This is a genomic window from Enterobacter sp. 342, assembly GCF_036663495.1.
Classification (GTDB): Bacteria; Pseudomonadota; Gammaproteobacteria; order Enterobacterales; family Enterobacteriaceae; genus Enterobacter.
The window spans coordinates 35,619-49,848 of sequence record NZ_JAWUEI010000020.1 but is presented as its reverse complement, the minus strand read 5'-3'; the positions used below and the strand labels follow the sequence as shown (position 1 = coordinate 49,848).

16 protein-coding genes are annotated in these 14,230 nt (G+C 52.0%); 7 read left to right on the top strand and 9 right to left on the bottom strand.

The annotated features are described in order from the left end of the window. Nucleotides 1-45: 45 nt before the first annotated feature. From gloA to eptA, 4 genes are all read right to left on the bottom strand, one after another. On the bottom strand, nt 46-453 hold the full coding sequence (gloA, locus tag V6E55_RS16300) for a lactoylglutathione lyase (RefSeq protein WP_316943375.1): 408 nt from the start codon (nt 451-453) through the stop codon (nt 46-48). A gap of 100 nt (nt 454-553) precedes the next feature. Continuing rightward, entirely contained in the window at nt 554-1,651 is a 1,098-nt protein-coding gene (locus tag V6E55_RS16295; protein WP_114979451.1) for an alkene reductase, read from the bottom strand. Nucleotides 1,652-1,704: 53 nt separating this feature from the next. Further along, complete coding sequence (locus V6E55_RS16290; protein WP_236921591.1) at nt 1,705-2,304, bottom strand: TetR/AcrR family transcriptional regulator; 600 nt, start codon at nt 2,302-2,304, stop codon at nt 1,705-1,707. A gap of 41 nt (nt 2,305-2,345) precedes the next feature. Further along, nucleotides 2,346-3,971: a phosphoethanolamine transferase EptA gene (gene eptA / locus V6E55_RS16285; RefSeq protein WP_236921592.1), complete on the bottom strand. Its 1,626-nt coding sequence runs from the start codon at nt 3,969-3,971 to the stop codon at nt 2,346-2,348. Nucleotides 3,972-4,072: 101 nt separating this feature from the next. Here eptA and V6E55_RS16280 point away from each other — a divergent pair, with 101 nt between their 5' ends. The 3 genes from V6E55_RS16280 (at nt 4,073) to sodC (ending at nt 5,904) form a co-directional block, all read left to right on the top strand. Beyond that, nucleotides 4,073-4,360 carry a DUF1289 domain-containing protein gene (locus tag V6E55_RS16280; protein WP_236921594.1) on the top strand — a complete coding sequence of 96 codons (288 nt, stop codon included), beginning with the start codon at nt 4,073-4,075 and terminating at the stop codon, nt 4,358-4,360. A 48-nt stretch (nt 4,361-4,408) separates the two neighbouring features. Continuing rightward, nucleotides 4,409-5,305: an aldo/keto reductase gene (locus V6E55_RS16275; protein ID WP_236921593.1), complete on the top strand. Its 897-nt coding sequence runs from the start codon at nt 4,409-4,411 to the stop codon at nt 5,303-5,305. 80 nt (nt 5,306-5,385) lie between these two features. Next, nucleotides 5,386-5,904, top strand: a complete 519-nt coding sequence (gene sodC, locus V6E55_RS16270) for a superoxide dismutase [Cu-Zn] SodC (protein WP_129995994.1) — start codon at nt 5,386-5,388, stop codon at nt 5,902-5,904. On the opposite strand, the gene V6E55_RS16265 is transcribed toward sodC, so the two are convergent. Genes V6E55_RS16265 through V6E55_RS16255 form a run of 3 tightly spaced genes read right to left on the bottom strand, consistent with a single transcriptional unit; the run spans nt 5,883 to nt 9,015 of the window. Further along, nucleotides 5,883-7,916 carry an FUSC family protein gene (locus V6E55_RS16265; RefSeq protein ID WP_129995993.1) on the bottom strand — a complete coding sequence of 678 codons (2,034 nt, stop codon included), beginning with the start codon at nt 7,914-7,916 and terminating at the stop codon, nt 5,883-5,885. The genes sodC and V6E55_RS16265 overlap by 22 nt on opposite strands. Next, nucleotides 7,916-8,776 carry an efflux RND transporter periplasmic adaptor subunit gene (locus tag V6E55_RS16260; protein WP_114979457.1) on the bottom strand — a complete coding sequence of 287 codons (861 nt, stop codon included), beginning with the start codon at nt 8,774-8,776 and terminating at the stop codon, nt 7,916-7,918. The genes V6E55_RS16265 and V6E55_RS16260 overlap by 1 nt, the downstream gene beginning before the upstream one ends. A 2-nt stretch (nt 8,777-8,778) precedes the next feature. After that, the gene (locus tag V6E55_RS16255; RefSeq protein WP_114979458.1) at nt 8,779-9,015 is read right to left on the bottom strand and encodes a DUF1656 domain-containing protein; all 237 of its coding nucleotides are present in this window, start codon (nt 9,013-9,015) and stop codon (nt 8,779-8,781) included. A 186-nt stretch (nt 9,016-9,201) separates the two neighbouring features. Here V6E55_RS16255 and slyA point away from each other — a divergent pair, with 186 nt between their 5' ends. Beyond that, nucleotides 9,202-9,642, top strand: a complete 441-nt coding sequence (gene slyA, locus V6E55_RS16250; RefSeq protein WP_114979459.1) for a transcriptional regulator SlyA — start codon at nt 9,202-9,204, stop codon at nt 9,640-9,642. Nucleotides 9,643-9,676: 34 nt separating this feature from the next. On the opposite strand, the gene V6E55_RS16245 is transcribed toward slyA, so the two are convergent. Together V6E55_RS16245 and slyB are read right to left on the bottom strand one after the other, a co-directional pair. Next, nucleotides 9,677-11,038, bottom strand: a complete 1,362-nt coding sequence (locus V6E55_RS16245) for a GGDEF domain-containing protein (protein ID WP_316943373.1) — start codon at nt 11,036-11,038, stop codon at nt 9,677-9,679. A gap of 198 nt (nt 11,039-11,236) precedes the next feature. After that, nucleotides 11,237-11,704, bottom strand: coding sequence for an outer membrane lipoprotein SlyB (slyB, locus tag V6E55_RS16240; protein WP_114979461.1), 468 nt, complete (start codon nt 11,702-11,704; stop codon nt 11,237-11,239). A 255-nt stretch (nt 11,705-11,959) separates the two neighbouring features. Between slyB and anmK the strand changes: the two genes are divergently transcribed. The 3 genes from anmK to pdxH all read left to right on the top strand — a co-directional run bounded on the left by anmK (nt 11,960) and on the right by pdxH (nt 14,216). After that, the gene (anmK, locus tag V6E55_RS16235) at nt 11,960-13,084 is read left to right on the top strand and encodes an anhydro-N-acetylmuramic acid kinase (protein ID WP_316943372.1); all 1,125 of its coding nucleotides are present in this window, start codon (nt 11,960-11,962) and stop codon (nt 13,082-13,084) included. A gap of 94 nt (nt 13,085-13,178) precedes the next feature. After that, complete coding sequence (gene mliC / locus V6E55_RS16230) at nt 13,179-13,502, top strand: C-type lysozyme inhibitor (RefSeq protein ID WP_028017302.1); 324 nt, start codon at nt 13,179-13,181, stop codon at nt 13,500-13,502. 57 nt (nt 13,503-13,559) lie between these two features. Then, nucleotides 13,560-14,216, top strand: a complete 657-nt coding sequence (pdxH, locus tag V6E55_RS16225; RefSeq protein ID WP_114979496.1) for a pyridoxamine 5'-phosphate oxidase — start codon at nt 13,560-13,562, stop codon at nt 14,214-14,216. Nucleotides 14,217-14,230 lie beyond the last annotated feature (14 nt).

The following is a 14,230-nucleotide window of genomic DNA, read 5'->3' as shown; positions in this document are numbered from 1 at the left end:
AAGGGTATGCAGTAAAACTACGGGCGCATATTGCGCCCTGAGGGATCAGTTACCCAGACCGCGACCGGCATCTTTGGCTTCAATCAGCTCGATTTTATAGCCGTCAGGATCTTCAACAAACGCAATCACGGTTGTGCCACCTTTGACCGGGCCCGCTTCACGCGTCACGTTACCACCGTTGCGGCGAATGCGTTCACATGCTTCGGCAGCGTTATCTACTTCCAGCGCGATATGGCCGTATGCTGTACCCAGCTCATAGCTGTCTACGCCCCAGTTGTAAGTCAGCTCAATGACCGCTTCATCCGTTTCCAGGCCATAACCCACAAATGCCAGTGAGTATTTATATTCCGGGTTTTCACTGGTGCGCAGCAGTTTCATACCCAGTACGTTAGTGTAGAAATCAATAGAACGTTGCAGATCGCCAACGCGCAGCATGGTGTGAAGTAGGCGCATAATTTCCTCATTAACCTATGGAATAGAATATGTTTTTGAACAGAAACGATGTTTTAGTATAGCGGCGAATTGTCGCCGCTATCAATGCTCAATGGAGGGATTACAGAGAAGGGTAGTCGGTGTAGCCTTCTGCGCCGCCGCCGTAGAAGCTTTCCGGACGCTGCGGGTTCAGCGCTGCTTTCTGCTGCAGACGGGCAACCAGATCCGGGTTGGCGATGTAGTCGCGGCCAAACGCGACGGCGTCGATCAGACCCTTATTGATCAGGTCTTCGGCTTTCTCAGGCGTATAGGCTCCCGCACCGATGATCACGCCGTGGAAACGCTCGCGCACTTTCTGACGGAAAGTGTCGGTGTAAGGTTGACCACCGGCCCAGTCTGGCTCGGACATGTGCAGATAAGCAATACCACGTTTCGCCAGCTCTTCAATCAGATAGAGCGCGTCCGCTTCTTCGTTCGGGCCGTTGTCGACGTTCTGGAAAGAGCCAATCGGAGAGACGCGGATGCCGATACGCTCCGGGCTCCACTCCTGGCATACCGCGTCAACCACTTCCAGTACCAGACGGGCACGGTTTTCGACGCTGCCGCCATACTGGTCAGTACGATGGTTAGATGACGGTGACAGGAACTGGTGCAGCAGGTAGCCATGAGCGGAGTGCAGCTCAATCAGATCAAACCCGGCTTCGCGCGCATTGGCTACGGCCTGGCGGAAGTCGTTAACAATACCCGGGATCTCGTCCAGCTCAAGCGCGCGTGGCATTGAGGTATCAACGCGGATTGCGTGACCATTTTCATCGCGCAGTGAAGTACGGGTATTCGCGCTCAGGGCGGAAGCGGAAACCGGTGCCTGACCGCCAGGCTGAATGCTGTTGTGAGAGATACGACCGGTGTGCCAAAGCTGGACCGCAATACGACCCTCTTCAGCGTGAACACCTGCGGTAATTTTCTGCCATGCGGCGATCTGCTCCGGGCTGTGCAGACCTGGTGCACCTGCGTAACCCTTAGCCTGTGCAGAAATCTGCGTGGCTTCAGTGATGATCAGGCCAGAGCTGGCGCGCTGACGATAATATTCACCCATCAGTGGGGTTGGGATATCACCTGGCTCAATGCTACGCAGACGAGTCAGCGGAGCCATGAATACACGATTTGGGGCAGTGACAGCACCCACTTTCAATGGGGTAAATAATTTTTCAGCTGACATAAAGACTCCTGAGTAGACCAGTCGACTAGTAATAAAGTAAATAAAAACGCCTGTTAAACGCCAGGCGTAGTAATGCTGTTTTTCACATGTGCCAGCGCGCTTTCCAGCGGCACGGCACTGCGTGAAATCTTGGCCTGCAGATTAGCGCCCAACCAGAGGGCGTATAAAACCTGCGCCTGAGTTAAAGGCTCACCGGGAAAGACCAGCGTTTTTTCATCGCGGCCTTTCTCCAGTGCCTGAGCCAGCAGGGCGATAACACCGCTGGCACCTTTATCCATTGCCGTGCGCATGTCTTCGGAGAGATCGCACACTTCAGCAGAAAGTTTTACCGTCAGACATCCGCTGATAATGCCCTGCTGGCAGAACTGGTTCAGCGTTTCCTGATAGTAGTTCAAAACACGATCGCGATAGTTACCTTTACCCGATGCAAAGTGAGACGCCAGACGCTGGTGATAACCAGCATAATGACGCTCCAGCATTGCGACGCCAAATGCCTCTTTGGACCGGAAGTAGTGGTAAAACGACCCTTTCGGTACCTCAGCGGTTTTTAATAGCTCGCTCAGACCCATACCAGTGAACCCGCGATGCATGCAAAGTTGCTCGCCGGTCGCCAGTAAATGTTCGCGGGTATCGTGTTCAGTATTTCTGCTCATGGCCGCACTCTAATAGACCGTTCGGTCTAATGCAAGCGAGTTTATTGACGACACGTGTTCAGAATATCCAGTTGCTGCTGATAAACCTTTGATTTCACATCCATCATACCCAGTACAGTCGAGAACAAATTGTCCTGAGAAACCGCATTTTTTGCAGCATGGTCCCGTAAACACTGTTCGTTGATGCCAAAGTTTTTCGCATAGTCCGGAGATAACCAGAACATAAACGGAATGTGCGTTTGCTGTTCCGGTGCCAGCATGTACGGTGTACCGTGCAGATAGATACCGCTTTCACCCAGCGACTCACCGTGATCTGAGAGGTAAATCAGCGCAGTGTTCATGCTTGCCTGTCGCGCCTTCAATGTATCAATTGTTTTGCTGACTACGCTGTCGGTATACAGGATGGTGTTGTCATAGGTGTTTATCAGCGCCTGATGGTCGCAATCCTGGATTTCGTTGGTGTCGCAGGTTGGGGTGAATTTACGGAAATTATCCGGATATCGGCGATAGTACGCGGGCCCGTGGCTGCCCATCAGGTGGATAACCAGAACAGTATCTTGCTTCAGGCCATCCAGCACGTTGTCCAGACCATAGAAATTCACGTCGTCGATACAGGATTTGTCTTTGCAGAACTGATCCAGTTTCCATTGCGTCATGTCAGTATGCGGAATGCGATCGCAGGCGCCTTTACAGCCGCCATCGTTGTCGCGCCAAAGAAGATTGACACCCGCATGGTTGAGCACGTCAAGCAGTCCTTCCTGGTGGTGAGCCAGGTCAGCATCGTATTTGCTGCGTGTCATGCCGGAGAACATGCAGGGGACGGAAACGGCAGTTTCGGTACCACATGAAGAGGCTTGCGGGAAGTTAATCACATCCTGCTTTTTCAGTTCCGGGTTCGTTTCACGCGTGTAACCATTCAGGGAGTAGTTCGCCGCGCGGGACGCTTCGCCGACAACAAGCACCAGAACGGTTTTCTTGTGCTGGCCTGAAATCAATGGACCCTTGTGTGCATCTTCGCCAATCCGCACCAGCGTTTGATCGCCTTCAAACCAGCGCATTTTGCTGTACTTCACCACGGCACTGACATAGTTCGCCGGAGTGACCATTTTGACAATGCTTTTGTTATTGCGAAACAGCGACGCGTAATCTTTATAAAATACGGCGGCGATGAGGATAATCACCATCAGGGCACCGAGCATCGCGGCAACACGCATCAACAGGGCATACCACCATTTCCCGGTACGAATGCGGGTCAGCGCCAGCACTACGGATGGAATGAGACCGGCAACCACAAGCCACAGAATCATCTGCGGTGTTACCAGGGCGGTGGCTTCCTGGGAGTTCGTTTCGAACACGTTCACGATCATGTTCTGATCGATAACCGCGCCGTAGGTATACATAAAATAGGTTGCTGCGGCGCAGCCGAGAGTCAGCACAATCAGCAGCGGCTTGCGAATAAAGGGAATATTGAGCAGGCTAAACACAATCACCCAACCGCAAAAAAGCACCAGCGGTACGGTTGCGGCAAAGAGGATGTCGTGAAGATGGACTGGGGCGATAATTGCCCAACTGCGCTGTATAAATAGCCCGTTCACCAGAGTAAAGAAGAGTGCACAGCCCAGAGTAAATTTAATATCGTTACACTGTAACTTTTTAATTAACCACATTGAGTGTAAAACCTGTCATTTTAATGATGGGGCGAGTATAGAGAGGGAAGATTAGTGAAACCTTAATGCCACAAATCTGTGGTAAAGCCCTTGCACGCGGGATGTTTAACGTCTTCACTGTAAGTGATAGCGGTAATGTGGAGGTGAGTGTGGCAGAGCAACTGGAGTTTTTCCCCATCCAGAGCCCGTGCCGGGGTATTTGTCAGGTAGATGAACGCGGATATTGCCGCGGGTGCATGCGTACCCGTGATGAACGTTTCAACTGGCAAACCTTTAGCGACACGCAAAAACAGGAGGTGCTTCGACTTTGCCGACAGCGACTTTTGCGCAAAATACGCGCAAACAAAGCGGGTGAGGCAGAAGAACCCCAGCAACCTTCACTGTTTTAAACGGGTAATTGCGTATACTCATGACATTACATCCTTGAGGAAAATGTTATGGTTCAGCGAATTACCCTTTCCCCCCAGGGGCCAGAATTCTCCCGTTTTGTAATGGGCTACTGGCGTCTGATGGACTGGAATATGTCCCCCCTCCAGCTGGCAAGCTTTATTGAAGAGCATCTCGATTTAGGGATCACCACGGTCGATCATGCCGATATTTATGGTGGCTACCAGTGTGAAGCCGCATTCGGCGAGGCGCTCAAGCTGGTTCCGGCACTGCGCGATCGCATGGAGATCGTCACGAAATGTGGTATTGCCACCACCGCAAAACCTGAGCACGCTCTCGGTCATTACATCACCGACAGTGCGCATATCATCAAAAGTGCTGAGCAGTCACTGGTCAATCTGGCGACGGATCATATCGACCTGCTGTTAATCCACCGTCCCGATCCGCTCATGGATGCCGATGAAGTAGCTGAAGCGTTCCTGAATCTGCATCAGAGCGGGAAAGTCCGTCATTTTGGCGTCTCAAACTTTACCCCGGCACAGTTTGCGCTGCTTCAGTCGCGCCTGCCATTTACCCTGGCCACTAACCAGGTTGAGATCTCCCCGGTTCATCAGCCGCTGCTGCTGGATGGGACGCTTGATCAGCTACAACAGCTGCGTATTCGCCCGATGGCGTGGTCGTGCCTGGGAGGAGGACGTTTGTTTAACGACGATGAATTCCAGCCGCTGCGCACTGAACTGGAAACCATCGCCCGCGAGCTCAATGCTGAGAGCATCGAACAAGTGGTGTACGCGTGGATCCTGCGCCTGCCGTCAAAACCACTGCCAATTATTGGTTCCGGTAAAATTGAACGCGTACGCTCTGCGATTGCGGCAGAAGAGCTGCAGATGACTCGTCAGCAGTGGTTCCGCATCCGTAAAGCCGCACTCGGCTACGACGTACCGTAAACCAGCAAAAAGTGACTTTCCGGTGAAATCTTTGCCCCTGGTATAAACTTAAGGGGCAAAAAATAACCCGTGGAGGTCTTATGAAGCGTTTTGTTCTGGCTCTCGTCACGCTGGTTGTCTGCGCAGGCGCGCAGGCGGCCAGTGATGAAGTGGAAATGAATCTTGTCACCTCTCAGGGGGTGGGGCAGTCCATCGGAACGGTGAAAATAACCGAGACCGACAAGGGACTGGAGTTCGCACCTAACCTTAAAGCACTCCCACCTGGTGAACATGGTTTCCATGTTCATGCCAACGGTAGCTGTCAGCCTGCGCTGAAAGAGGGGAAAGCCTCGGCGGCGGAATCAGCGGGCGGCCACTTTGATCCCCAACACTCCGGTAAACATGAAGGTCCGAACGGGATGGGGCATCTCGGCGATCTCCCTGTGCTGGTGGTGAATAACGACGGTAAAGCCACGGATCCCGTCGTTGCCCCGCGGCTGAAAAAGCTGGCTGAGATTAAGGGCAAAGCACTGATGATCCATGTTGGCGGTGACAATATGTCCGATCAGCCTAAACCACTTGGTGGTGGCGGGGTGCGTTATGCCTGCGGTGTAATTTGATCCCCAATGGTTCCCGGAGGAGGTGCTTGCTCCAGCTGTGACAGCGAGCAGTGCAGGCGCCAGATGATTGAGGCCAAATCACGGGCTGCAGGCAAATGGTGCCGCGCGAGGGTATCGCAGATCCGCTGCAGCTCAGTCAGTGTGGCTTCCAGGGGGCGCTGCTGAACACCGCGTTCACTCATGACATCGCGTAGCAGGGAGATGCAAACATCCCGAACCTGTGAGAGTGGATCAGAGCGTGTTTCCCACACGCGAAGTTGCCAGACGACATGCGAACAGTTCAACAGCACTACGCCCCAGCGCAATAACCAGCGGCGGGAAAGTGCGTCCTGGCTGTTATTTAACTGGCTGACATGGTGATAAACCAGCGATTCATACTCATTTTCACTTAAATGCGGTTTACGACTGAGTTGGTCGACAAACCCCCGGCGTAACTCCCGGATGTGGCGACGGCTCTTGCGTGCATCTGAACCGGGGCGTAACACCGCGAAGGCCAGCCAGGCCAGCCCGACACCGAGGATCTTCGCCAGGTTGTCATTGAGAAAACTGGCGTAATCGTAAACCGGCGGATTTGTCACGGAAATAAACGACCCCATAAAGACAATCAACTGTCCCCATAACCCCGCCAGTTTGGGCATTTGCAGCTTCAGAAGCTGCATGGTGGTTAACAACGGAAACAGAAACAGCAGGAACTGCCACAGGTCACTTACCTGCACCATCAGGCCAAACTTCACCACAAAACTGAACAGCGACAGCAACACGAGGGTGCGCATCAGCAGCGTAAGAGAGTTAAATGGTGAGGCTGCAACGGAATAAAGCACACAGCTGATGGCTGCGAGCGTCAGGGCTGCCGTACCGGAGTCCCACTGTGTGGCGATGCTCCATGCCCCCACCAGCATCAGTGCGCAGAAGGTGCGAAAACCGCTCCACAGTGCTTCGAGATAATCTGTATGGCGTGCGAGCGCTGGACTACCCGGGACGTTAAATTCAGTCACCGGGGTGGCATTCTCGACGGCGTTAATCCAGCGGCTGCTGCGCAGATACAGCCGGCAGAAATAATTAAGACGCTGCCAGAAGGCACGATGACGATAATCGTACTCATCGACCGGTGCGAGCGGAGCGATGATCTTCGCGACGGTGTAGATATCCGCATCCGGGCGTGCAAGGGTTGCGAGCAACGCGTCAATCACCGCGCGGGTGTTTTCAGGTGGCGTCGGCCAGTTGAGTAGCATCCGGCGCAGGCTGGAGATAGCACTGGTCATGCGCAGCTGCTGGTGTAGCAGATAGTTAAGCAGGGTATTCTGACGGCGAAAGCGGTAATGACTCCAGAAGGCCTGAATGCGTAACAGATTCATGGTCAGGATCTGACCGATAACCTTTTCATGGGCGAGACGGATCTCATCGTTGGTATCGGGTTGCCACAGCAGGCTTGCGTGCTCCAGCAATCGGGCATGCATGGTTTTCAGCGCGGTGATGAGCGCGGTGCCGTCGGACGTACTGGGCAGGATCATCATCATGAACCCGCCGCTGAGAATACCGACAATCACTTCACAGACGCGCGCCTGCGCGATATCCCACAGTTCGGTGGTATCGAGTACGTTAACCACCGGAAAGGCAATGATGGCAGCGGTATAGCCCGCCAGCTGGAAAGCATAGGCGACGTTATTGGTAAAATGGGCGCAGGCCCAGGTACAGCATCCCAGCCATGCCGCCATGCTCAGCAAGAAGAGCCATGGATCATTCAGCGTATGACCCGCGATAATTAACGCTGCAGTGGCACCCAGCAGGCTGCCTGCAATACGACCAAGGCTTTTACTGATAACGCCTCCGACCGTGGGGAAACTCACCACCGCCGCAGAGGTCATCGCCCAGTAGGGTTCATCGAGATCCAGATAATAGGCGATGGTCAGCGCAAGACACATCGCGATGCCATTACGCAGCGCGTAGCGCCACTGGGGACGCGTCGCTTTCATCCACGGCGTGTTACGCCAGGAGAGCACCTGCAGTTTCATTAACGGGTTCCGATGGAGACGGTACAGGTCGTGCCGGATACCAGGGTGATGTCCTGCGGTAAACGGTCAAACTCTACGCGAACCGGAACGCGTTGAGCCAGACGCACCCAGGGAACGTTCGGCTTAATATCCGGTACCAGGCCGGAATCCGTTTCAACGCTTTGATCGTATATCGCCCGACCAATACTGGATACGTGACCCTGTAACTTTCGAGAGCCACTGTAAAGGGTTATGGCTGCCGGCGAACCCTCGCGGATATGGCGAAGTTTGGTCTCTTCAAAATAGCCCACGACATAGAAGGAGTGGCTGTCGACCAGCGCAAACACCGGCTGTCCGGTAGTGGCATAGTTACCGACACGGGCTGAAAGGTTGGTCACCCAACCATCGACAGGCGACGTAATAACGGTTTGGGTCAGCTCCCACTGGGCTTGTTTCAGCGTAGCCTCAGCCACGTTGACGCTTGCCTGCATGGCCTTAACGTTGATATTCGCGGTATCTAGATCTTCCGCAGAGATGTAGTTTTGCGATAAGTGTCGGCGGCGGTTTGCCTCATTGTTGGCTTTTGCTAAGTCAGACTGCGCTTTCGCCAGTTGAGCCTGGGCATTCAGAATCGCAATGTGATACGGGGTATCGTCGATTCGGAATAAAACGTCTCCCTTTTTAACGTACTGGTTATCTTTAACGAGAAGCGCCGTAATACTCCCTGAAACCTGGGGAGTAATGCTGACCTGTTCAGCGCGAATTTTGCCATCACGCGTCCAGGGGGATTGCATATAAAAATTCCACAGCCACCAGCCTGCAACCAGCGCGAGAGCAAGAACAAACAACGTGGAAAAGTACTTCAATGTTTTCAGAGGCATATTCACCACACCACCAGGACAGCAAGGCCCAGACACACGGAGAGGGCAAACAGGGAGAGATCCATCAACATGGGATGCCAGATTTCGCCGGAATACATCCAGTCGCGAAGCAGACGATGTGCGATGAGCCAGAGAATAAAACCTACCAGTACGGCTTTAAACAGAGGCGGAAAGTAGACTGATGCACCGAAGATCAAGTCCTGAAGGGGCAACCCCTCTGAGTGATGAAAAAACGTCACAGGTAGAAATCCTTTGCAGTGAACAGAATGTCACAATGGCTTGTCTTAGTATGATGAGGCATCACAATTCAGTGTAAGTCATACTTTTAAGTTCCATGAATGCAGTATTGCATTTGTTTTGGCAATATAAATGCTGCACACTATTCTAAAATCAGTATAATAACTTAGCAAGCTAATTATAAGGAGATGAAATTGGAATCGCCATTAGGTTCTGATCTGGCAAGGTTGGTACGCGTCTGGCGTGCTCTGATTGACCATCGCCTGAAACCTCTGGAATTGACACAGACACATTGGGTTACGCTGCATAACATTCATCAGCTACCGCCTGAACAGTCGCAAATTCAACTGGCAAAAGCGATAGGTATTGAGCAGCCGTCACTGGTGCGTACGCTTGACCAACTGGAAGAGAAGGGACTTATCTCCAGACAAACCTGCGCCAGCGATCGTCGCGCAAAGCGGATTAAACTCACAGAGAAAGCGACTCCCATCATCACTGAAATGGAAGCCGTGATTACCAAAACGCGGGGTGAAATCCTCTCAGGTGTTTCTCCGGCGGAGCTTGAAATGCTCATCAGTCTTATTGGACGCCTGGAACAAAACATCCATGAGTTGCAGGCACGCGACTGACACTACACAGGGCCTTGCGACAGCAAGGCCTTTTTCATTTAAAGATAACTACGCGGTTACGGCCGGTCTCTTTTGCTTCGTACATTGCCTTATCGGCACTTTCCACGCACTCTTCTGCGGTAATCCCTGATGAGGTTGCCGTAAATACTCCCATGCTGATAGTGATCGGTTCCGGTAACTGCCCCTCGCTGCTGGCCTTATCAAAGCCGCTCAGATTGAGTCGTATGCGTTCAGCCACCTTGTAAGCCTCCTCTGAAGAGGTGTTAGCCAGCATCAGAACAAACTCTTCGCCACCGATACGGGCCGCAATATCTTGTGGGCGCACGGAATCCATCAGCAGATGAGCGACGAACTGCAACACTTTGTCTCCCTGGAGATGCCCATAGTTGTCGTTGATGCGCTTAAAGCGGTCGAGGTCGCTGACGATAACAGAAACAGGTCGACTGGCTTTGGCGATACTCAGGGCCTGATTTAATGATTCATAGAAATAACTACGGTTATAAAGGCGAGTGAGTGGATCGCGGATCGAGTTCTGATAGGACTGCTGATATTTTAAGTGTGAGTCGCGATACAACCTGAAAACATCATAGAGCAGAACAAAAATAATAAGTAGCGTAGCAACCGTCTCAAATAAACGGGCACGATACCAGGCGATATCTTCGGCGTGTCCGCCAGCCAGAAGCATTGTCAGCGTCACAATATAACAGACGCATAAAAAATTACCGCCAACCCAGAAAAGATTTCGTACGCGGGTAATAAACATTAGTGTTGCTAACGTCACTATCCAAAGAACAATGAGAAGAATATTAATGGCCTGGCTCCAGAGAACCATAAATTGCCGGGTTTCATTATCGACAAGATCCAGTAATAACAGTGATGAATGGCTGGAACAGGACCAGGCCAGGGCCACCATAGTGACAGTAAAGATAAACGCACTGGTAACGATGGAAATATGTACTGCACGTGAAAGGGGGTAGTCCCTGATGGTATAAAGTAGGGCTGAAAGGATTATCAGAACCGCCATTAAAAGATGACGGAACATAAAGAAGATCATGGCATCATTATAATTAACGGCGTTGAACTGATAGAGATCTAACCATGCAGGGAAGCTGGATAGCGTACCGACCATCAGCATAGCCGAGCCAGCGAAGGCTAAGGCAATCGCAACCAGATACAACCTTTTTCGGTCACACCAGTATTTCATTGTCATAAAACAGGCAATAAAAAGATGGAAAACCAGTAAAAATATGGTGAGTGTAGGGAATAAGAGAGGTGAAAACGTGGGAACCCGTTCGACAAGCTCTAAAAATAAGCCCTGTAATAGCGCAATGACGACCACGCAGCCGACACAGAACAAGAAATAACGATTCTTCACATAATGATTCATCACAAGCATATAAGTTTTTAACAAATTTATAATAAGCAACCAAAAGATAATTGTGATGAGTTTAACTAATGAGTGTGATAAATACTTTGCGCAGGAACAATATCAAGACTCATTAATAATAAGTTAAGTGAATATTTGTGTGAAAGTATTTATTAAATCTATGTTTTTGTAAATGGATGTGGTCGGATGACCACATCCAAAAAAGAATTAACGAGGAGACACGGTAACCTGGCTTCCGTTGCTCGCCAGAACAACGCGCTGGCCTGCTGAGAAATGGGTGCTACCTTGTTTCTGAACAACCATAATGGTGCTGCCATCATCTTTACGAATTTCCAGTTCTACGCCCTGGCTTTTGTTCATCGCACCCTGAACGCCCTGGCCTGCTACACCACCAGCAACGGCTCCTGCTGCGGTCGCCAGTGAACGGCCTGTACCACCGCCGACGGTATTACCCAGGAAACCACCCAGCACGGCACCGCCGATTGCGCCCATCACGTTGTTTTCATCACCACCCTGAATTTGTACAGGACGGGCATTAACAACAGTACCGTAAGTCACATTCTGAACCTGTTTCGCTTCAGAAGCGCTGTAAACGTCGCCAGAAAGTGAACTGTCATTCACACAGCCAGCCAGGGTTAAACCAATCAGCGAAACGCCCAGTACACGTAAAATCATTTGAATCTCCTGTTCACCAAAAACGCCCAATTGAGGGCATCCGTTATGGCTAAATTATATGGCATAAGGGGCCATAGTTCATATCTTTGCACTAACAATAGGAAAATTGTACTTGAATTTGACTTAACGAGACATAAACAGTCTTCGCACGTGTTACCCGTCTGACATTGTTAAAAAATATTATCGCCGGATAGCAAAGCAGCGCTGTTTATGGTTGAGTGGATACTCTTAGCCCACGCAACGTAAGGAAAGCGCATGAAATCGGGTCGCTACATTGGTGTGATGTCAGGCACCAGTCTGGATGGGGTAGATGTCGTTCTGGCCGCTATTGACGAAAACATGGTGGCGCAGCAGGCGAGCCTGACCTGGCCAATCCCCATTTCGCTGAAAGAGGATATTCTGAGTATCTGTCAGGGGCAGCAACTCACCCTTTCCCAGCTAGGGCAGCTCGATGTACGTCTGGGATCGCTGTTTGCTGATGCGGTACAGGCGTTAATGCACAAAGAACATCTTCGTCCGCAGGATGTGGTTGCCATCGGGTGTCACGGACAAACTGTCTGGCATGAGCCAGGTGGCCAAGCACCGCATACCTTGCAAATTGGTGATAACAACCAGATTGTGGCAAAGACCGGTGTAACGGTGGTGGGCGATTTTCGTCGTCGCGATATTGCGCTTGGAGGACAGGGCGCACCGCTGGTGCCCGCTTTCCATCAGGCTTTACTGGCGCACCCTTCTGAACGCCGTATGGTGCTCAATATTGGTGGTATTGCCAATCTGTCGATGCTCATCCCGGGACAGCCCGTACGTGGCTACGATACCGGCCCGGGCAATATGTTAATGGATGCCTGGATCTGGCGTCAGTGCGGTCAGCCGTATGATAAAAACGCGGAGTGGGCGAGTGCGGGTAAAGTGATTATTCCGCTGTTGCAGTCCATGTTAAGCGACCCTTATTTTGCCCTTCCGGCACCTAAAAGCACGGGACGCGAGTATTTCAACTATGGCTGGCTTGAGCGTCAGCTGGCGCAATTCCCGGCACTCGCACCGCAGGATGTCCAGGCAACACTTGCCGAATTAACGGCCGTGTCGATATCTGAACAGGTGCTTCTCAGTGGCGGATGCGAACGTCTGCTGGTGTGTGGGGGGGGAAGCCGAAATCCGCTGGTGATGGCGCGTCTTGCCGGGCTACTGCCGGGGACAGAAGTCACGACAACAGATGAGGCTGGCATCAGTGGGGATGATATGGAAGCGCTGGCCTTTGCCTGGCTTGCCTGGCGCACGATTGCCGGGCTGCCTGGGAATTTACCGTCGGTAACCGGTGCGCGCGAGGCGAGCGTCCTTGGTGCCATTTTCCCGGCCAACCCTCGTCATAATCAGAGTTAACTGAAATTCAGCGTCGCGTATTGCCGTTAGAATGGAATAAAAACAGGAGGGCAGTCATGCCCTCCAGGACCAGGAAAGTCGTCGGAATACGCCCATGAAAAAACTACTTCTTATTGTAGCGCCTTTGTTGCTGTCAGGATGCAGCGTCTATAACCAGCTCGTTGAGCGTATGCAGACCGATACGCTGGAGTATCGTTGCGATGAAAAGCCGCTGACCGTTAAGCTGAATAACCCGCGCCAGGAAGCCAGTTTTGTGTACGACAATAAATTGCTGACCCTGAAGCAAGGCATCTCGGCCTCCGGTGCACGTTATACCGATGGTATCTATGTCTTCTGGTCGAAAGGGGACAGCGCCACAGTCTACAAACGTGACCGTATCGTGCTGAACAATTGTCAGCTCGAAAATCCGAAGCGTTGAGATTTTTACAGGGGCGGCGCACAATAGCGCCACCCAATCTCAATGTCAGCTAACGCCATGTCAGATAACGACGAACTGCAGCAAATCGCGCATCTGCGCCGTGAATACACCAAAGGTGGCCTGCGTCGCCAGGACCTTCCCGCTGAACCCCTCGAGCTTTTTGAACGCTGGCTGAAACAGGCTTGCGAAGCGAAACTTGCCGATCCAACGGCGATGGTTGTCGCGACGGTCGATGAAAGCGGTCAGCCGTATCAGCGTATCGTATTACTCAAGCATTATGACGAGAAAGGTTTAGTGTTCTACACCAACCTGGGCAGTCGCAAAGCACACCATCTGGAAAACAATCCGCGTATCAGCCTGTTGTTCCCGTGGCATATGCTGGAGCGTCAGGTCATGGTGACAGGCAAAGCGGAACGACTCTCGACGCTGGAAGTGGTGAAGTATTTCCACAGTCGCCCGCGCGACAGCCAGATTGGCGCCTGGGTCTCAAAACAGTCGAGCCGAATTTCCGCTCGCGGTGTGCTGGAAAGTAAATTCCTGGAGCTGAAACAGAAGTTCCAGCAGGGGGAAATCCCCCTGCCAAGTTTCTGGGGTGGTTTCCGTATTCCGATTGAGCAGATGGAGTTCTGGCAGGGGGGCGAACATCGCCTGCACGATCGCTTTTTATACCAGCGCGACAATGGCGGCTGGAAAATCGACAGACTGGCACCGTAATCCCCGAAATTTGT